The following is a 19684-nucleotide window of genomic DNA, read 5'->3' as shown; positions in this document are numbered from 1 at the left end:
CCCTCTATCACGTCACCACCCACACCCCCGGTTCCTCTATCACATAACCACCGGATATCCCCGATGCTCTATCGCTTGCCTGAAGGAAGTGATAGAGCATCGGGCGTTTGGGGGCGGGACGTGATAGAGCATCGGGCGTTTGGGGGCGGGACGTGATAGAGCATCGGGCGTTTGGGGGCGGGAAGTGATAGAGCATCGGGGGGCGGTGGGGGTATTAGGCTTGGTGGGGTGACCCGATTGATCCTTGCCTCCCAGTCCCCTGCCCGCACCAAGCTCCTCGCCGAAGCGGGCATCCAGCACGACATCCTGGTGTCGGACGTGGATGAGGACGCGGTGCAGGCCAGGTACGGCGTCACTGATCCCCACGACACCGCACTGCTGCTCGCCCGGGCCAAAGCTGAGGCCGTAGCGGCGCTCCCCGAGGCGGACGGCGCCCTGGTGATCGGCTGCGACTCGGTCTTCGAGTTCGACGGCGAATCGCACGGCAAGCCGTACACCGCCGAGGTTGCCCGCGAACGGATGCTGCGCATGAGCGGATCCAAAGGGGTCCTCCACACGGGGCACTGGCTGGTGGACTGCCGGGAGACTGCCGCCGACGTCGACGACGTCGACGACGACGAGCCCGCCGCCGGGACCGGCGCCACTTTGGGTGCCGTCTCCAGCGCGGAAGTACACTTCGCCGAGATGTCCTACCAGGACATCGACGCCTACATTGCCACCGGTGAACCGCTCCACTGCGCGGGCTCATTCACCATCGACGGCCTTGGCGGGGCCTTCATCCGCAAGGTCGACGGCGACCCGCACGCCGTCGTCGGGCTTTCCATCTCCACGCTCCGCGAGCTGCTCAGCCACGCGAATGTGGGAATCACCGAACTGTGGGCTGTGCCCGGCGCGAACCCGGCTTTGTAGCAACCCTACAAAGGAACAGCGCTTCACACACGGAATCCGCCATCAATATGGGCGGAACCCTCACAATCGCGCTAGGCTCCCTGAAGGACAGAAGGAGTCAACAACTTGTCAGCTAACCCGGCGCAGCCCATTTCCAGCCCTCTTACCAAGGTCTTGATTGCCAACCGTGGCGAAATCGCGGTCCGCATCATCCGAGCAGCCCGGGACGAAGGCATTGCCTCCGTAGCCGTCTACGCAGACCCGGACCGCGATGCCCTGCACGTCCGCCTTGCCGACGAGGCGTATGCACTGGGTGGCAACACGGCTGCCGAGTCGTACCTGGTGATGGACAAGATCATCGACGTCGCAAAGCAGGCGGGCGCCGACGGCATCCACCCCGGCTACGGCTTCCTGGCCGAGAACGCCGAATTCGCCGCCAAGGTGATCGAGGCCGGCATCACGTGGATCGGCCCCTCCCCCGAGGCCATCTCTGCCCTGGGTGACAAGGTCCAGGCACGCCACATCGCGGAGAAGGTCGGAGCCCCGCTGGTCCCCGGCACGGCAGACCCCGTCAAGGATGCCGATGAGATCCTCAAGTTCGCAGAGGAGTTCGGCCTGCCCGTAGCCATCAAGGCAGCGTTCGGTGGCGGTGGCCGCGGCATCAAGGTAGCCCGAACCATGGAAGAGATTCCGGAACTCTACGAATCCGCCGTCCGTGAAGCCGTCGCAGCTTTCGGCCGCGGCGAATGCTTCATCGAGCGGTTCCTGGACGCGCCCCGCCACGTCGAAACCCAGTGCCTGGCCGATGCCTACGGCAACGTTGTTGTGGTCTCCACCCGCGACTGCTCCCTGCAGCGCCGCAACCAGAAGCTCGTGGAAGAGGCCCCGGCTCCGTATCTCACCGAAGAGCAGAACAAGCGCCTTTACGAATCCTCCAAGGCCATCCTGAAGGAAGCCCATTACCTGGGCGCCGGCACCTGCGAGTTCCTGGTGGGCCAGGACGGCACCATCTCCTTCCTCGAGGTGAACACCCGCCTCCAGGTTGAGCACTGCGTCTCCGAGGAAGTCACGGGCATCGACCTGGTCCGTGAGCAGTTCCGCATCGCCCGCGGCGAAGCCCTCGGTTACGAGGACCCCGAAGTCCGCGGCCACTCCTTCGAGTTCCGCATCACCGGCGAGGACCCGGGCCGCAACTTCATGCCCGCGCCCGGCACCATCAGCACGTTGAAGAACCCCACCGGCCCCGGCATCCGCGTGGATTCGGGCGTGGAAGAGGGTGATGTCATCAGCGGCAACTTCGACTCGATGCTGTCCAAGCTCATCGTCACCGGTTCCAGCCGCGAACAGGCACTCCAGCGCTCCCGCCGCGCCCTCGAGGAGATGGTGGTGGACGGCATTCCCACCGTCATTCCTTTCGACCTCGCGGTTGTGACCGACCCCGACTTCGCCCCGGCAGAAGGACCCTTCAAGGTCCACACCCGCTGGATCGAGACCGAGTTCGTCAACAACATTCCGGCGTGGCAGCCCACCGGCACGGATGCGGAAACCTCCGACGCCGGTGATCGCCAGCGCGTCGTCGTCGAGGTCGGCGGCAAGCGCCTTGAGGTCGTCCTGCCTTCGGGCCTCGGCGCCGGTATGGCCGCTGCTTCCGGAGCCGGAACCAAAACCAAGGCCGGCAAGTCGAAAAAGCGTTCACGCTCCGCCGGCGCTTCCGCCGCGGTAGCCGGCGGCACCGCGCTGACCTCCCCCATGCAGGGAACGATCGTCAAGATCGCCGCTGCCGAGGGCGACGTCGTGGCCGAGGGAGACCTGATCGTGGTCCTCGAAGCCATGAAGATGGAACAGCCCCTCACCGCCCACAAGGCCGGAACTGTCCGCGGCCTGACGGCTTCGGCGGGCGAGACCGTTTCAGCGGGTGCCGTCATCGCCACCATCGAGGACTAACGGCAGGTACCCCCATCACGACGCCGGCCCCGCACCAAACGGTGCGGGGCCGGCGTCGTTATTGGGCTGCTTAGGCGACGTTGTTTTCGTAGTCCGTGTCCCGCGTTTCCTTGGACAGGAAGAGCGCGATGAGGGTGAGGACGGACATGATGCTCAGGTAGACACCTACCCAGAACGTGCTGCCATCGCCGAGTTCCCAGAGCCACACGGCAATGAACGGGGCCACGGCCGCACCCAGGATGCTGGAGACGTTGTAGCTGACTGCCGAGCCCGTGTAACGGACGTTGGTGGGGAACAGTTCCGGCAGGAGCGCACCCATAGGTCCGAAGGTCAGGCCCATCAGGGTGAAGCCAATGATCAACAGTCCCATGGTTCCCACGAACCCTCCGCTGAAGAGCGGAACGAAGAGCAGGCCGAAGAGGAGGATGCCGGCCGTCACGGCCATGAGCATCTTGCGGCGGCCGAACTTTTCGGCGAGCGGTCCTGCCACGAGGGTGAAGATGCCGAAGAACACGACGCCGGCAATCAGCATCCACAGGAAGTCGTTGCGCGTGTAGCCGAGGCCCGGAATGAATGCCGCGGCTGCGGCTTCGGTCATGGGCTTGCCGGCCTTCTCCGCAGCCGCCTGGGCGCCTTCGAGGGTGGGCTTGGTGCCATAGGTAAGCGTGAACGTGGTCATCAGGTAGAAGAGCACGTAGGTGGCCAACATGATGAACGTGCCAAGGATCAGTTCGCGCCAGCTGCTCTTGAAAACGCGGCCGATGGGCAGCTTGGCCACCTCGTTGGACTCCACCACCTTGGTGAAAGCGGGAGTTTCAATGAGCTTGAGCCGGACGTAGAGTCCGATGATCACCATGACGGCGCTGAGCAGGAACGGCACGCGCCAGCCCCATGCCGCAAAGGCCTCCGGGGACAGGGTGTAGCTGAACACCAGGAAGATGACGTTGGCCAGGATGAAGCCGATGGGGGCTCCCAGCTGGGGGAAGGTGCCGTAGATGGCGCGCTTGTTGGCGGGTGCGTTCTCGGTGGCCAGCAGGGCGGCGCCGCTCCACTCTCCGCCCAGCGCAAGGCCTTGCGCGAAGCGCATGACCACCAGCAGCGCCGGAGCCAGGATGGTCCACCCGGGGACTTCGGCGGTGGGGAGGCAACCGATCAGGAACGTGGCGATGCCCATGGTGAGCAGGGACGCCACGAGTGTTCCCTTGCGGCCGAACTTGTCACCGAAGTGGCCGAACACGATGGAGCCGAGGGGACGCGCTACGAAGGCCACGCCAAAGACGGCAAAGGAGCTCAGGAGCTGAGTGGTGGCATTCAGGTTCGGGAAGAACAGGCTGGGGAAGACCAGCACTGCGGCTGTGGCGTAGACGTAGAAGTCGTAGAACTCGATGGTCGTGCCGATGAGGCTGGCAACGATCACCCGTCCCCGCGAGTTCACCGGTGCAGTGGACCCGCTTCCCTGGGATGTAGCGGTGGAAGACATGTAAATGCAGCTTTCGTTCACGCCGGCCACGCACCAGGCGGGCTGCCGGCGAAGGCGTATTTGAGAGTTCAATAATAGTTCCCGCAGTCCATCGACTGGACAATCACGTCCGCCATTCGGACAGGCAGGAAAATCTCACCCTGTGGGCCGCGCCACAACCTCACCATCGTCTCACGCATCCGTGATGCCGCAGATAGGGAAATGTCACAGCACGTTTACAAAGGGCGACGGTCCGCGAAATGCGCGAAACCTACCTTGGAAGTACAACGTCCCCCACCAAGGAGGCACTCCCGTGACTGTTGACCGCACCGCAGAACTGGCACCCCACCAGTCCACTGCTACCACCACCCCCGCCCTTGAACACCGCCCCGGCCGCTGGATCGCCAACTGGGATGCCGAGAACAAGGAGCAGTGGGAGGCCGCAGGCCGGTCCATCGCCAAGCGCAACCTGTACTGGTCCATCTTCGCCGAATTCCTCGGCTTTGTTGTCTGGCAGCTCTGGTCGATCGTGGTCGTCCAGCTTCCCGCCGCCGGCTTCGCTTTCGACACCAACCAGATCTTCTGGCTCATCTCCATCCCCAGCCTGGTAGGAGCCACCCTCCGCATCCCCTACACGTTCATGGTTCCCAAGTTCGGCGGACGGAACTGGACCATCGTTTCAGCCCTGCTCCTCCTCATCCCCGCCTCGGGCCTGGCCATGTGCGTCTCCAACCCGGAAACGCCGTTCGGAGTCATGCTCCTCGTGGCAGCCCTCGCAGGCTTCGGTGGCGGCAACTTCGCCAGCTCGATGGCGAACATCACCTTCTTCTACCCCGCCCGCGAGAAGGGCTGGGCGCTGGGCCTGAACGCCGCCGGCGGAAACCTGGGTGCCGCCGTCGCGCAGTTGGTTGTTCCCATCGCCGTCACGGTACTGGCCGCCGGAACCGTCAACCTCCCCATGGCCGGCCTCATCTGGATCCCGCTGATCCTGGTCGCGGCGTTCGGTGCATGGAAGTACATGGACAACCTCACCAGCGCCAAGGGGGACATCGCCGGATCCGTTGCGGCGCTGAAGGAACCGCATCTGTGGATCATGGCGTTCCTCTACATCGGCACCTTCGGTTCGTTCATCGGCTTCGCAGGCGTCTTCCCCAAGCTCATCAAGGACTACTTCCCGGAGTTTTCCTCCATCCACGTCGGAGCGGTGGCGCTCTCCCTGGCGTTCCTCGGCCCGCTGGTCGGTTCCCTGGCCCGTCCCTACGGCGGCCGGATGGCCGACCGGATGGGTGGAGCCCGGATGAGCATCACGGCCTTCGCATCCATGGCCGTCATCACGCTCACCATGATCTGGACGCTGCCGCTGAAGAACTTCTGGCTCTTCCTGGGCCTGTTCCTCCTGCTCTTCGTCTCCAGCGGTTTCGGAAACGGTGCCACCTACCGGATGATCCCGGTCATCTTCGCGACCTCCAGCCGGGCCGCCCGCTCCGGCGCCGGCAGCGCTGAAACCGCCCGGCTCGCGGCCTCGTCCCTGGGCCTGATCTCCGCGATCGGCGCCTACGGCGGATTCGTGATCCCCCAGGTGCTCAATGCCTCCAACACCGCCTCCGGTTCCTACACCCCGGCTTTCTACGGATTCGTCGCAGCGTACGTCCTGATGCTCACCGTGTGCTGGGCCTGCTACATCCGTCCCGCCCGGAAGCGCAACATGATCGGACACATCTAGATGCCCAACGGCGCCGATACCCACTGCCCCTACTGCGCGCTCCAGTGCGCCATGACGCTGACTCCTGCCCCGGACCACGGGGCGGGGGCAGCGCCCGCACCCGCCGCAGAGCCTGCCAAGCCCACCGCGCCCCTTGACGTTTCCGGACGCGACTTTCCCACCAACCGTGGGGGGCTGTGCCGCAAAGGCTGGACGTCGGCGTCGTTGTTGAACCACAACGGCAGGGTCACGGAACCGCTGCTGAAAGGGTCCGACGGCGTCCACCAGCCCATCTCCTGGGAGCAGGCCCTGGCGCTGACCGTGGCTGCCGTGAAGGATACGCAGCGGCAGTACGGGAACGACGCCGTAGGAGTCTTCGGCGGGGGCGGCCTCACCAACGAGAAGGCCTACATGCTGGGCAAGTTCGCCCGGCTGGCCCTCCGCACCTCACGGATCGACTACAACGGTCGGTTCTGCATGTCCTCCGCAGCGGCTGCCGGGAACCGCGCCTTCGGCGTAGACCGGGGGCTGCCGTTCCCGGTGGCCGACCTTGATTCCGCGTCGGTCATCCTGATGCTCGGCTCCAACGTCGCCGAAACCATGCCTCCGTTCGTCCAGCACCTCCAGGGTGCACGGGACGCGGGCGGCCTGATTGTGGTGGACCCCCGCCGCTCGGCGACTGCCGCGTTCACGTCCGACGGCGGCGGCCTCCATTTGCAGCCGACGCCCGGTACCGATTTGGCCCTCCTTTTGGGCATCAGCCACGTGGTGGTCCATGAAGGCCTGGTGGATTCGGCCTTTGTGGAGGAGAAGACCTCCGGCTACGCCTCCGTGGTGCGCAGCTTGAACGCTTTCTGGCCGGAGCGCGTCCAAACGATCACCGGAGTTCCGGCCAACCTCATCCGCGAAACCGCCCGGCGGCTGGCGCAGGGCGCACGTGCCGGGGGCAGCTACATCCTCAGCGGCCGGGGCGTGGAACAGCACGTCGACGGTACTGACACCGCCACGGCCGCCATCAACCTCAGCCTGCTGTTGGGCCTGCCCGGCTCGGCCCGCAGCGGCTACGGCACCCTCACCGGGCAGGGCAACGGCCAGGGGGGCCGGGAACACGGCCAGAAGGCAGACCAGCTCCCCGGCTACCGCAAAATCACCGACCCCGCCGCCCGCGCCCACGTCGCCCGGGTGTGGGGCATCGATGAGTCGCTGATCCCCGGACCCGGCCTGCCCGCCGTCGAACTTCTTAAATCGCTGGGAAAGCCCGACGGCGTCCGGTGCCTTTTTGTGCATGGCGCCAACGTGGTGGTTTCGGCGCCGGACACCAATGCCGTCACTGCCGGGCTGCGTGCCCTCGACTTCCTGGTAGTGTGCGATTTCTTCATGTCGGAGACGGCTTTGGAAGCCGATCTGGTGCTTCCCGTGACCCAGTGGGCGGAAGAAGAAGGCACCCTGACCAACCTCGAGGGGCGGGTCATCCGGCGCCGGCGCGCGCTGACCCCTCCCCCGGGCGTCCGCAGCGAGCTGTGGCTCATGGCAAGGCTCGCGGAATTGCTTCAGGCTCCTTCAACGTTCAGCGACGACCCCGGGACGGTGTTTAGCGAACTCCGCCAGGCCTCTGCCGGCGGGCTGGCCGACTACTCCGGGATCGACTACGCCATGCTGGACCGCGGCGAGGCTGCGTACTGGCCCTACCCCGTGGGCAGCAATGGCACGCCCCGGCTGTTCACCGACGGTTTTGCCCATGCGGATGGCCGGGCCGTGATGGTCCCGGTAACTCCGTCCAAACGGGCCGTTCGCTCGTTTGCTGATGACTCGCTGGCCCTGGCAACCGGCCGCCTCCTGGAGCACTACCAGTCCGGCGCCCAGACCCGCCGCGTTGCGGAGCTGTTGGCCGCCCAACCCCAGGTCCGGCTGCTGATCCATCCTGCTACGGCTGCTTCACGCGGGATCACCGACGGCGACTACGCCACCGTGACCAACGAGCGCGGCGAAGTGCTGTGCCGCGCCGAACTGAGCAACGCCGTGCGGCCCGACACCGTGTTCCTGCCGTTCCACTTCCCCGGCCAGGAGAACGCCAACCGGCTCACGGAGGCCGCGAGCGACCCCATCTCCGGCATGCCGGAATTCAAGACCAGCCGGGTATGGGTCCGGCGGGCAGCGTCCACCCCGGTTCCCGCGGTCCTTGCGGATGCGGGACTGCCCTTGCACTCCAAGGAGGCTTCATGAGCGAGCGCATTGTTGTTGTTGGATTCGGCCCCGTGGCCGCGAGGTTGGTGGAAGAACTGGTTCCTGCCGTCCGCTCCGGCCTGGTGCAACTGCTGGTTGTTGGGCAGGAGGCCGAAGCTGCCTACAACCGCGTGATGGTGGCTGAACTGGGCGTGGGGCGTACTTCAGTGGAGGCACTGGCAATGGCCGACGCCGCGGAGCTGGAGGCTGCCGGGGTTCAGGTCCGCCTGGGCACCAAGGTCCGCCGGATCGACCGGGCCCGGCAGCACGTCGTGCTGTCGGACGGCTCCGCCGAACACTATGACCGGTTGATCTTCGCGACAGGATCACGGCCCGTCATCCCCAACCTGACGGGCTTGAACCCGGATCCTGCCGGGCCGGTGCTGCCCCCGGGCGTGATCACCCTCCGGGACCTCAATGACGCCGCCGTCCTGCGCGAAGCTGTAGCCGGACGCAAGCGGGTGGTAGTCCTCGGCGGCGGCGTGCTCGGCCTGGAGACGGCCCTCGCTGCCTCGGAAGAAGGGGCGCAGGCCACGGTGGTGCACAACGGCCCCTTCCCCCTGGGCCGCAGCATCGACCGCGGCAGCGGATCGGTCCTGACCAACAGCCTGCGGGCCAGCGGCGTCCGCATGGCCGGCAATGCCCGCTCCACCGCAGTGGAAACGTCTGGTCCTGACGGTTCGTTCTCAGCCTTGCTCCTGGACGACGGCTCCGCGATCGACGGCGACCTCCTGGTTTTGTCCTGCGGCGTCCGTCCGCGCATCGGGCTGGCCGAGGGCTGCGGCCTTCCGGTCGGCACGGGAATCCTGGTTGACCACCACCTGCGCACGTATCACGAACCCCACATGTTCGCCATCGGCGACTGCGCGGAAGTGCGCTGCCCTGATGCTTCCTGCGTTGAGTGCCGGACAGCCGGCGGTCCTTCCGGCCTGGTGGGACCGGGGTGGCGCCAGGCCGAGTGGTTGGCCGACTACCTGCTGGTCCTGGCACGCGACGGCCAGGAGGCAGCCGATGCCCTTGAACCGCTCGCCACCGAGAAGCCGGGTGTTATTGTCCTGAAAGCCCGGGGCATCAACCTGGCCCTGGCCGGAGACAACCAGGCCGATCCCTGGGATGACGAACTCCTCGAAGCCGGGGCCGTGGCGGGACGCGCCCGCCGGCAAGTTTCCCAGTGGGCGGATCCCGAACACGGACGCTACGTCAAGATGACCACCCGCGGCGGAGTGCTGGAAGGGCTCGTCGCCGTCGGAATGCCCCGGACCGCGGCCGAGCTGGTGGTGCTTTTCGAGCGTGCCTCGGAACTCCCGGCGGACCGCTCGCTGCTGCTGCGCCTGGATGGACCTGACCAGCTGGACGCCGGGGCCACCACCAGCAACGACCCCCAACGCACGGTGTGCCGGTGTGCAGGAGTAAGCGCAGCCAGCATCGGGGATTCCGTGGAGGACGGGTGCTCCACCGTGGCCGAGGTTTCCAAGGCCACCCGTGCCGGAACCGGATGCGGCGGCTGCCACGATGACATCAAGGGACTCATCGAGAAGCACTTCCAGGCGGCGGCTGCCTGAGCCTGGCCCGCCGCCGGCTACATGTGTACGTGCAGGCGCCGGGCGGCTTCCGAGATGGATCCGGTCAGCGACGGGTACACCGTGAAAGTGCTGGCGACGTCGTCCACGTGGAGCTTCTGCGCCACGGCCACGGAGATCGGGAAAATCAGCTCGGAGGCGTTCGGCCCCACCACGACGCCGCCAATGACAGTGCCGGAACCCTTGCGGGCGATGATCTTGACGAAGCCATCCTTGGTGTTGCGCATCTTGGCACGTGCATTGCTCAGCAGGGACAACATCACAACATCGCCCTGGTACTTGCCGGACGCAAGATCCGCCTCGGACACACCCACGGAGGCGATCTCCGGGGACGTGAAGATGTTGGAAGCCACCTGGTTGAGTTTGAGGGGCTTCACGCCGTCACCCATGAAGTGGGCAATGGCGATCCTGCCCTGCATTGCGGCGACGGAAGCCAAAGCGAAAACACCCGTGCAGTCGCCGGCAGCGTAGATATTGGGGGCGGTGGTGCGGGAAACACCGTCAACCTTGATATGCCCGGACTCCGTCACGGCCACGCCGGCTTCTTCCAGACCGATCCCTGCGGTGTTTGGAATGGAACCAACACACACCAGGCAGTGGGAGCCTGTCACTTCCGATCCGTCACCCAAGGTGACCTTCACGCCGTCGTCCGTCCGCTCAACCGCGTTGGCGCGGGAACGGGACAGAACGCGCACGCCGCGACGTTCAAAAACACCTTCAAGGAGCTTGGCGGCATCGGTGTCCTCGCCCGGGAGGACCTGGTCGCGGCTGGAGATCAGCGTGACTTTGGAACCCAGGCCGTTGTAGGCAGACGCGAACTCGGCGCCCGTGACACCGGAACCCACCACGATCAGTTCCTCGGGGAGTTCGTCCAGGTTGTAGATCTGCGCCCAGTTCAGGATGCGCTCGCCGTCGGGCTTTGCCGTTGGAAGTTCGCGGGGGTGGGCGCCGACGGCCAGGAGGATGGCGTCTGCGTCGATAGTGCGCGTGCCCTCAAGGGTGAGGACCTCAATGGTGTTGTTGTCCAGCAGCTTTCCGGATCCGATGACGATGTCAACGCCCAGGCGCTCGAGGCCTGCGCGGATGTCGTTGGACTGGCCCCGCGCAAGGTTGAGGACGCGGTCATTGATGTGTTTGAGGTCTGCATGGGGCTTGGACGCGGAATCGTCAAACTTGACGCCCAGCTCATCGGCTTCGCTGACGCGCGTCATCAGGTCTGCGGTGGCGATGAGGGTCTTGGAGGGCACGACGTCGGTCAGCACCGCGGAGCCGCCGAGGCCGGCCCGCTCGATGATGGTGACTTTCGCACCGAGGGAGGCAGCCACCATGGCAGCTTCGTATCCGCCGGGACCACCTCCCAGGATCGCGATTCGGGGGGAACTGAAATCAACTTGGGTGGTCACAATTCCCAATTCTCGCGTATCCATGCCCATGCTGCCAGTCAGCCCTGCCTCACCCTCCATGGCAGCCCCGGATGAGGCCGGACGCGTCCCTACCGGATTGGCGCGCGCGCAAGGTAGCTTGTACCAGTGAGTAACACTGAGCTGATGAACACAGACCCCTTCGAAGCCGCCAAAGCCGCCGCCGACTACATCGCGTCCGAGACCGGCGTCGAGTCCCACGACGTCGCCCTGGTTTTGGGCTCCGGTTGGGCTGAGGCCGCCAACCTGATCGGCGAGACCACCGCCACGTTGAATGCCTCGGAGGTTCCGGGCTTCCACAAGCCCGCTGTGGTTGGCCATGTGGGCACCATCCGTTCGGTCCTCACCACCGAGGGCAAGCGCGCACTGGTCCTGGGCGCGCGGACGCACTATTACGAGGGCCGGGGCGTCCGTTCCGTCGTCCACGGCGTTCGGACAGCAGCAGCCGCGGGGTGCAAGACACTGGTCCTCACCAATGGTTGCGGGGGACTCAATGAGGACTGGAAGCCCGGCACACCCGTATTGATCAGCGACCACATCAACCTCACCGCCACATCTCCCCTGGAGGGCGCCACCTTCGTGGACCTCACTGACCTCTACTCCGCACGGCTCCGCGACCTGGCCCGTGAAGTGGACCCCTCCCTGCAGGAAGGCGTCTACGCACAGTTCACCGGACCGCACTACGAGACACCGGCCGAGGTCCAGTACGCCAAGCGCATCGGCGCCGACCTCGTGGGCATGTCCACGGCCTTGGAAGCCATCGCGGGACGGCACGCCGGGATGGAGGTCTTCGGCATCTCACTGGTGACCAACCTCGCCGCGGGCATCAGCCCCGTGCCCCTGAGCCACGCCGAAGTCCTGGAAGCGGGCGAAGCGGCAGGCAAGCGGATCTCGACCTTGCTGGCGGGAATCATCGCGAAGCTGTAGCGGACGACCAACAAATCTGCAGTACGCACCCAACTAGGTCGCAATAGTGCGCGTTTAGAACGTTCAAAACCCGTGTGGAGTCTCATGACTTAATAGACAGTTCTGTCTCATGACTTCGTAGACACTCTGTCTCAGGACATCGTGGACACTTAGCTTGCGGGTTTGCTGCTATGCATGAGCAAACCCCAACCGGACATCAAGATCCGGCATGCTGTGGCAACGTGGTCCGAGGATTCGCCCAGAGGCGCGGTTACTGCGTTCTGCAGGAAGCACAATGTCTCCCGGGCCTGGTTCTACCGGGTCCGGGCGGCGGCTGCCGAGGTGGGGCCGGTGAAGGCATTGGAGAAAAAGCCCACGATTCCAAGAACCATGCCGGCCCTGACCCCACAGGCGATGATCGAGTTGCTGCTCGGTACCCGGGCGGAACTGCAGGAGAGCGGGCAGGACCACGGTCCGCTTTCTGTCATCGCGAAGCTCTCACGACAAGGCTTCACACCGCCCTCGCGTGCCACCGTGGCCAGGATCTTTTCCCGGGCCGGTGTCGTGATGCCCGAACCGCGGAAGAAGCCTCGAAGCGCCTACAAAAGGTTCGTCTATCCGCAACCCAACGCGTGCTGGCAAATCGACTCGACCGAATGGCAGCTCGCCAGCGGCAAGAAGGTAGCCATCTTCCAACTCATCGATGATCATTCGCGTTTGGCGCTGGCGTCCCTGGTCGCACCCGGCGAAACCAGCGCCGCCGCAATCGCCGTCGTTACCCAGGCCATCGAACGCCACGGAGCACCGCAGAAGTTCCTTTCCGACAACGGCTCGGCACTGAATCCCACCCGCCGCGGCCGCACCGGGGCCCTCGTGGAGTTCCTCAAAGCCAAAGGCATCGAACCGATAACGGGCAAACCCTACAAACCCACCACCCAAGGCAAGAACGAACGCTTCCACCAAACCCTGCACCGATACCTGCACAGGCAACTCCCGGCCCCTTCAATGGCTGCCCTGCAACTGCAGGTCGACGCTTTCGATCTCTACTACAACAACGAACGCGAACATCAAGGCCTACCCGCGGGAACGACGCCCTATGAGGCCTGGAACGCCACCCCGAAAACGCCCCCGCCAACCGTTCCTGAGCAAGTCACGCCCGCAACGGACAGGCAAAGCGCGCACCGAACAGTGAACCGGAACGGGTCCGTGACGATCCTAGGAACCCACTTCAAAATGGGCAAAGAACACACCGGCACCACCGTGCACATCATCTACGACGACACCACCATCATGTTCTTCGGAGCACAAGGCACCGAGATCATCACTCACCCCAGACCTCCGCACGGAACCACCTACGTCGGCAACGGAAAACCCTCAGGAGTCGTCGCAGACCCACAAGGCACCCGCAAGAAACGAACAAAGTACCCGCCCCGCAGAGGCCGACAAACAAAGTCCCAAGACGAAGTGTCCACACAGTCGTGAGACAACAACCGTCCACGAAGTCATGAGACATGAAGTGTCTACAAGGTCATGAGACATGACAAACGTTCAAAACCCGCACTACTGCGACCTAGTTGGGTGATGGGGGTCAGGAGAGTCCCGGAATAAATCTGCTTTAAGACGCAACATTTGATTCCCCGCCTTCATCCGTGGCACGCGCGCGTGTTGGCAATGTAAGCGCTTGCACTACCAGCGCCACCGCCGCCTTTGGGAGGAAGAAACAGGCTTTGCACTCGCGCCTCACACGTGTTTAGCGTGGAGACAGTTCCGGTAAGTCGACGTGCCGGGACAACTCCGGCGGTCACCGAATCCGGCCCGCCGCACCTCGAAACGATGGCGTCCCTCGGTGACGCCACCAGCGGATCGACGGACGCCTCGGCTGAGGACTCCCTCATCAAGGGAATCCTTGCCTCCACGAAGTCCAACACTCCGCGAGAAGAGCAAGCATGAACACGCACCCAAGCCCGTTACGGCCGCGCCGCCGTTTGCGAAAGGCAGCCGCCGTCGCAGCGGCGGCAAGCGTTGCCGCCAGCATCCTGCTGGTAACGCCTGCCGCACAGGCCAACCTCCCTGCCGATCCGCCGTCGAGCACCATGCCGGCATCCACCCCCGGCTTCCCGCTGCCGACCGTCCACACGCAGCAGGCCTACGATCCGGCAGCCGACTTTACGTCCAAGTGGACCCGCGCCGACGCCAAGCAGATCATGGCGCAGAGCAACCCCAACGTTGCTCCGGGACAGAATTCCATGAGCCCCAACGTCACCATGCCGGAAATCCCCAAGGACTTCCCCGCCATGAACGACGACGTGTGGGTCTGGGACACCTGGTCCCTGACTGACGAGAATGCCAACCAGATCAGCTACAAGGGCTGGGACGTCATCTTCTCTCTGGTCGCTGACCGCCACGCCGGTTACGGTTTCGACCAGCGCCACTGGAACGCACGGATCGGTTACTTCTTCCGCAAGACCAACGCCGACCCCGCCAAGGACAAGTGGAACTACGGCGGACACCTGTTCCTGGACAACACGTCCATCGGCAACACGGAATGGTCGGGCTCCACGCGCCTGATGCAGGGCAACAAGATCAACGTCTTCTACACGGCCACCACCTTCTACGATGTGGCTGAGCGGAACGCCGGCGGCGGCGGAATTGCTCCCGACGCCGTCATCGCCAAGGCCCTGGGGAACATCCACGCCACCAAGGACGGCGTGACGTTCGACGGTTTCCAGCACACAAAGCTGCTTGAGCCGGATGGAAAGCTATACCAGAACAAAGCCCAGAACCCGGGGTTCGCCTTCCGTGATCCGTACACCTTCGCCGACCCGGCACACCCCGGCAAGACCTTCATGGTGTTCGAAGGCAACACCGGCGGAAACCGCGGCGCGTACAAGTGCAAGCAGGAAGACCTCGGCTACCGCCCGGGCGATCCCCACGCAGAAACCGTGGACCAGGTGAACAGCACCACCGGCGCCTGGTACCAGACCGCGAACGTCGGACTGGCTGTGGCGGACAACAAGGACCTCACCAAGTGGAGCTTCCTGCCGCCGATCCTGTCCGCCAACTGCGTCAACGACCAGACTGAGCGCCCGCAGATCTACATCCAGAACGAGAACGGCAAGAACAAGTACTACCTGTTCACCATCAGCCACCAGTTCACCTACGCGGACGGCATGCGGGGCCCCGATGGCGTCTACGGCTTCGTCGGCGACGGCGTCCGCTCCGACTACCAGCCGGTCAACAACAGCGGTTTGGCTTTGGGTTCCCCCACGGACCTGAACATGCCCGCGAACGCGCCCGAGGGTCCGGACCCGCGCCAGAACGGCCGGCAGTTCCAGGCGTACTCGCACTACGTCCAGCCCGGCGGCCTGGTGCAGTCGTTCATCGACAACGTGGACGGCGTCCGCGGCGGCTCCCTGTCCCCCACCGTGAAGATGAACTTCAAGGCCGGCGTGACACAGGTGGACCGCAGCTTCGGCAAGAACGGCCTCGGCCCGTTCGGCTACCTGCCCACCAACAAGCGCGTGGGCGGCGAAGGCCTCTACAAGTAACACCGGCCACCGGCCGGCAAGACCGGCCCTGAGCCACGGCTGGTGTGCCCGGACCATCACCTCCGGGCACACCAGCCACCCCCAACCCCAGGATCTTCCCCATGACTTCTCCCAGCCATCACCTGTCCCGCCGCAACCTGCTGGCGGCAAGCGCCGCCGTCGTGGTGTCCTTCGCGGCCGCCTCCTGCACGCCTCCGCGCGGCAGTGAAAGCCCGACGCCGGCCCCGGCCTCCCGAGGTCCCAGGCCGTCCGCTTCGGATCCGTGGCGCCCGGCGGTCCACCTGACAGCCGAAAAGAATTGGCTCAACGACCCCAACGGCCTGGTGTACCACGACGGCACCTACCACGCCTTCTACCAGTACAACCCGCGCGGAAACTCGTGGGGCAACATGTCCTGGGGCCACTCCACCAGCAAGGACCTGGTGCACTGGGAACAGCAGCCCGTGGCCATGGAGGCCAGCGTGGACGAGGAAATCTTCTCCGGCTGCATCGTGGTGGATACCAACAACGCCTCCGGCCTTGGCTCCGCACAGAACCCGCCCCTGGTGGCCCTCTACACCAGCGCCTACGGCAAGAACGGGGCGCTTCCCCAAGGAGCGCAGGCGCAGTCGGCCGCGTACAGCACCGACGGCGGAACCACCTGGCAAAAGCACCGCGGCAATCCCGTGTTGAACCTCGAGCCCACCAACAATAACTTCCGCGATCCCAAAGTCACCTGGTACGAGCCCGGCCGCTACTGGGTCATGACCACCGTGGTGGCCGACGCGCAGGTCGTCAAACTGTTCAAGTCCACCGACCTCCTGCACTGGGACTTCCTGAGCGACTTCTCCGGCGTCGGAGCACAGGGCGGGCTGTGGGAAGTGCCCGAACTCCTTCAGATGAGCGTCGAAGGCTCCACGGCCAGGAAGTGGGTCATGCTGCTCAGCATCAACCCCGGCGGCATTGCCGGAGGATCGGGCATGCAGTACTTCGTCGGCGAATTCGACGGCACACGGTTTATGGCCGAGGACGCCGCTGCGCCGGATGCTCCTTTGCAGGAATCGCAATGGCTGGACTACGGCGCCGACTACTACGCCGCGAACTCCGTTTCCGGAGCTCCCGGCGGCAAGCCGGTGCTGCTTGGCTGGATGGGCAATTGGGACTACGCCCAGCACGTCCCCACCACACCGTGGCGCGGTGCCATGGCGATCCCGCGTGAGTTGACCTTGGTGCGCGGTGAAGAACGGTTCGAACTGCGCTCCGGCATCGCCGCTGCAGCGCGGGAGGTCCTGGAGCGCGGTGAGGAAACGAGCAAGGACCTCACCGTGTCCTCCGGAAGTGAAGATCTTGGGACGGACTTCGCCGCGCGAACCCAGCTGATCGACCTCGAACTGGACCTCGGCACGGCCAGGGAAGCGGGGATCCTGCTCCGGCACTCGCCGGACGCCCAAGACGGCCTTCGGATCTCGTATGAGAAGGACTCCGGCACCCTCAAGGTGGACCGCTCAAACGCCGGAACCAGCAACTTCTCCGAGAAGTTCAGCCCCTATCACCAGGTGACGGGACGCCCTGCGGACGGGAAGGTGCGGCTGCGGATCCTCCTGGATACGTCCTCCGTGGAGGTCTTCGCCCAGGACGGCCAGGCCGTGGTCACCGATACCTTCTTCCCGGATTGGGACCACGTTGGCGCCTCCGTCTTCAGCATGGAGGGCGAGACCGCGTTCGCGGTGCGGTCGCGGGCTCTCTAGTGTGCGCTGAGGGGTGGGATCCCGGCATTTACGACTCCCCGTAATGCCGGGATCTCACCCCTCGTTGCCTGTCAGGGCCGGATTGAGGATAGTTTTGTGCTTATGACCTCGAGCGATGCCGCACTTGAACAGCTGATCCGCGACGCCCGCCAGTGGGCTGACGAGGACCCGGATCCAGCCACATCCGCGACGCTCCACGACCTGCTCACCCTTGCCTCCGAAGGTGACGCGGTGGCGGCACAAGAGCTCGGAGACAGCTTCAGCGGCACACTGCAGTTCGGCACGGCCGGGCTCCGTGCAGCGCTGGGGCCAGGACCGAACCGCATGAACCGGGTGGTGGTGCGCCGTGCCGCCGCAGGGTTGGCGGCTTTCCTGGTTGACGCGGTTGGTGCGGCTTCGCCGGGAACCCGGCCGCGCGCCGTCGTCGGTTTCGATGCCCGCCACAACTCCGACATCTTCGCCCGGGAAACGGCAGCCATCTTCGCTGCCGCCGGCATAGAAGCGTTCCTCATGCCGGCAGCGCTCCCGACGCCGATCCTCGCCTATGCGGTCCGCGCCCTGGATTGCGACGGCGGCGTGATGGTCACAGCCAGCCACAACCCTCCGCAGGACAACGGCTACAAGGTGTACCTGGGACGGCATGCAGTGCCGGAAAGCGGCCGGGGAGCACAGATCGTCGCGCCTTACGACGCTGAAATTGCCGCGAAAATCGATGCCGTGGGTCCGCTGTCCTCGATTGTCCTGGCCGGGGACGGCTGGACGGTGCTGCCGGAATCGATCGCTGCGGACTACGAAGCCGCCGTCGCCGGGCTGGTGGACAGGGAGCACTTCCCGGCCCGCGACCTCAAGATCGTCCTGACTCCCATGCATGGCGTGGGTGGTGATACTGCTGTTTCGGTCCTCAAGGCAGCAGGCTTCGATGACGTCACGCTCGTGGCAGAGCAGGCCCGCCCCGACCCCGACTTCCCCACTGTCGCGTTCCCCAACCCTGAGGAACCTGGCGCGTTGGACCTGGCGCTGGCTGCCGCCGAAGAGCTGGGCGCGGACATCGTGCTGGCCAACGACCCCGACGCCGACCGTGCCGCGGTAGCCGCGCTGGACCCTGCCACCGAGGCTTGGCGCATGCTGCGCGGCGATGAGGTGGGCGCCCTCCTGGGAGCGCACACGGTGGCCCGGCTTGCCGCCAAGGCCGGCGAGGCAGGCAAGACCGGCGAGACCGCAAAGGCCGGCGACGATGGAGTCGAGGGAGTCTTCGCCAACTCGATCGTTTCCTCCAGGCTGCTCTCCCGCATCGCCGCCACCGCCGGCTACGCCCACCAGGAAACACTGACCGGTTTCAAGTGGATCTCGCGTGTTCCGGGCCTGCTTTACGGGTACGAGGAAGCGCTCGGCTACTGCGTTGCGCCGGACCTGGTCCGGGACAAGGACGGAATCTCCGCGGCAGTGTTGATCGCGGAGATGGCCGCCGCTGCCAAGGCTGAAGGCAAGACCGTTTTTGACACCCTCGATGAGTTGTACCTTGTGCACGGCCTGCATGCGAGCGACCAGCTGAGCATCCGCGTGGCAGACCTCGGTTTGCTGGATGCCATGATGAACCGCTTGCGGGTCCACCCGCCTGAAGCGTTCGGGGGTTCCGCCGTCGAGGTCTTTATGGACCTTGCCGAAGGCAGCGAAGCCCTGCCGCCCACGGACGGGTTGCTGTACCTGACGCGGGACCAGAGCCGCGTGATCATCCGGCCCAGCGGCACGGAGCCAAAGCTGAAGTGTTACCTGGAGGTCATCCAGGCTGTGGAGTCGGCGGCGGAACTTCCTGCTGCCCGCCAGGCAGCGCGGACATCCCTGGATAACGTCCTCAGGGATGTCCGCGAAGCGCTGGGACTCTAGAGTTCAACCTCGATGTGACCGTCAACGACGCGCGTGGCGAAGGTTGCCAGTTTCAGTTCCGGGTTGGTGAAGCACTCGCCGGTTTCGAGGTCGTAGACCTCCTTGTGCAGCGGCGAGGCAATGGTGGGCCGGCTGCCCCGGGAACCGATGATGCCGCGTGCCATGACGTTGGCGAACGTGGCGGGGTCCTGCTGCACGACGGCGTAGACCTCACCGGGCGCCGTACGGAACAGCGCTACCTGGCGGCCGTCGATCAGTGCTGCCTCGCCCCACGCCGGCTCAAGCTCATCCAGCGGGCACACGCGGTGCCATGTGCCGGTGGTGGCCAGGTCCTCTGCACGGTCAAGAATTACGGTCATGTCAACCCCTCTCACAGTGTCCGGGTGCTGGCACTTTCCACCG

General features: G+C 65.2%; 14 protein-coding genes. 11 read left to right on the top strand and 3 right to left on the bottom strand.

From position 1 onward, the window contains the following. Positions 1-228: 228 nt before the first annotated feature. Positions 229-909 (top strand): Maf family protein, encoded by a 681-nt coding sequence (locus tag AUR_RS16700; RefSeq protein WP_062095808.1) that lies wholly within the window; start codon positions 229-231, stop codon positions 907-909. A 105-nt stretch (positions 910-1014) separates the two neighbouring features. Next, positions 1015-2832: an acetyl/propionyl/methylcrotonyl-CoA carboxylase subunit alpha gene (locus AUR_RS16695; protein ID WP_062095806.1), complete on the top strand. Its 1818-nt coding sequence runs from the start codon at positions 1015-1017 to the stop codon at positions 2830-2832. Between the two features lie 70 nt (positions 2833-2902). On the opposite strand, the gene AUR_RS16690 is transcribed toward AUR_RS16695, so the two are convergent. Further along, positions 2903-4312 (bottom strand): MFS transporter, encoded by a 1410-nt coding sequence (locus AUR_RS16690; protein ID WP_021471410.1) that lies wholly within the window; start codon positions 4310-4312, stop codon positions 2903-2905. 292 nt (positions 4313-4604) lie between these two features. Between AUR_RS16690 and AUR_RS16685 the strand changes: the two genes are divergently transcribed. The 3 genes from AUR_RS16685 to AUR_RS16675 are packed head-to-tail and all read left to right on the top strand — an operon-like array spanning position 4605 to position 9778. After that, complete coding sequence (locus AUR_RS16685) at positions 4605-6014, top strand: MFS transporter (protein WP_021471411.1); 1410 nt, start codon at positions 4605-4607, stop codon at positions 6012-6014. Continuing rightward, a complete protein-coding gene (locus AUR_RS16680) occupies positions 6015-8216 on the top strand; it encodes a molybdopterin oxidoreductase family protein (RefSeq protein ID WP_062095804.1) in 2202 nt (733 codons plus the stop codon). It abuts the gene before it with no gap. After that, positions 8213-9778: an FAD-dependent oxidoreductase gene (locus AUR_RS16675; protein WP_021471413.1), complete on the top strand. Its 1566-nt coding sequence runs from the start codon at positions 8213-8215 to the stop codon at positions 9776-9778. Before AUR_RS16680 ends, AUR_RS16675 begins: the two co-directional genes overlap by 4 nt. Positions 9779-9795: 17 nt before the next feature. On the opposite strand, the gene AUR_RS16670 is transcribed toward AUR_RS16675, so the two are convergent. Beyond that, positions 9796-11199: an NAD(P)H-quinone dehydrogenase gene (locus AUR_RS16670; protein ID WP_031216200.1), complete on the bottom strand. Its 1404-nt coding sequence runs from the start codon at positions 11197-11199 to the stop codon at positions 9796-9798. Between the two features lie 144 nt (positions 11200-11343). On the opposite strand from AUR_RS16670, the gene AUR_RS16665 reads away from it, so the two are divergent. The 6 genes from AUR_RS16665 (at position 11344) to AUR_RS16640 (ending at position 19282) form a co-directional block, all read left to right on the top strand. Beyond that, positions 11344-12144 carry a purine-nucleoside phosphorylase gene (locus AUR_RS16665; protein ID WP_021471415.1) on the top strand — a complete coding sequence of 267 codons (801 nt, stop codon included), beginning with the start codon at positions 11344-11346 and terminating at the stop codon, positions 12142-12144. A gap of 174 nt (positions 12145-12318) precedes the next feature. Continuing rightward, positions 12319-13605, top strand: a complete 1287-nt coding sequence (locus AUR_RS16660) for a DDE-type integrase/transposase/recombinase (protein WP_062095146.1) — start codon at positions 12319-12321, stop codon at positions 13603-13605. 273 nt (positions 13606-13878) lie between these two features. Next, complete coding sequence (locus AUR_RS16655; RefSeq protein WP_071416641.1) at positions 13879-14073, top strand: hypothetical protein; 195 nt, start codon at positions 13879-13881, stop codon at positions 14071-14073. After that, entirely contained in the window at positions 14070-15671 is a 1602-nt protein-coding gene (locus tag AUR_RS16650; protein WP_062095802.1) for a glycoside hydrolase family 68 protein, read from the top strand. The genes AUR_RS16655 and AUR_RS16650 overlap by 4 nt, the downstream gene beginning before the upstream one ends. Before the next feature lie 101 nt (positions 15672-15772). Further along, on the top strand, positions 15773-17398 hold the full coding sequence (locus AUR_RS16645) for a glycoside hydrolase family 32 protein (protein WP_062095800.1): 1626 nt from the start codon (positions 15773-15775) through the stop codon (positions 17396-17398). A gap of 102 nt (positions 17399-17500) precedes the next feature. Further along, the gene (locus AUR_RS16640) at positions 17501-19282 is read left to right on the top strand and encodes a phospho-sugar mutase (RefSeq protein ID WP_062095797.1); all 1782 of its coding nucleotides are present in this window, start codon (positions 17501-17503) and stop codon (positions 19280-19282) included. Here the strand turns inward: AUR_RS16640 and nirD are convergent. Beyond that, positions 19279-19641: a nitrite reductase small subunit NirD gene (gene nirD / locus AUR_RS16635; protein ID WP_062095795.1), complete on the bottom strand. Its 363-nt coding sequence runs from the start codon at positions 19639-19641 to the stop codon at positions 19279-19281. The two genes, AUR_RS16640 and nirD, sit on opposite strands and share 4 nt — an antisense overlap. Positions 19642-19684 lie beyond the last annotated feature (43 nt).

The organism is Paenarthrobacter ureafaciens (genome assembly GCF_004028095.1).
Lineage (GTDB): Bacteria > Actinomycetota > Actinomycetes > Actinomycetales > Micrococcaceae > Arthrobacter > Arthrobacter ureafaciens.
This window is presented reverse-complemented; position numbering and strand designations above follow the sequence as displayed.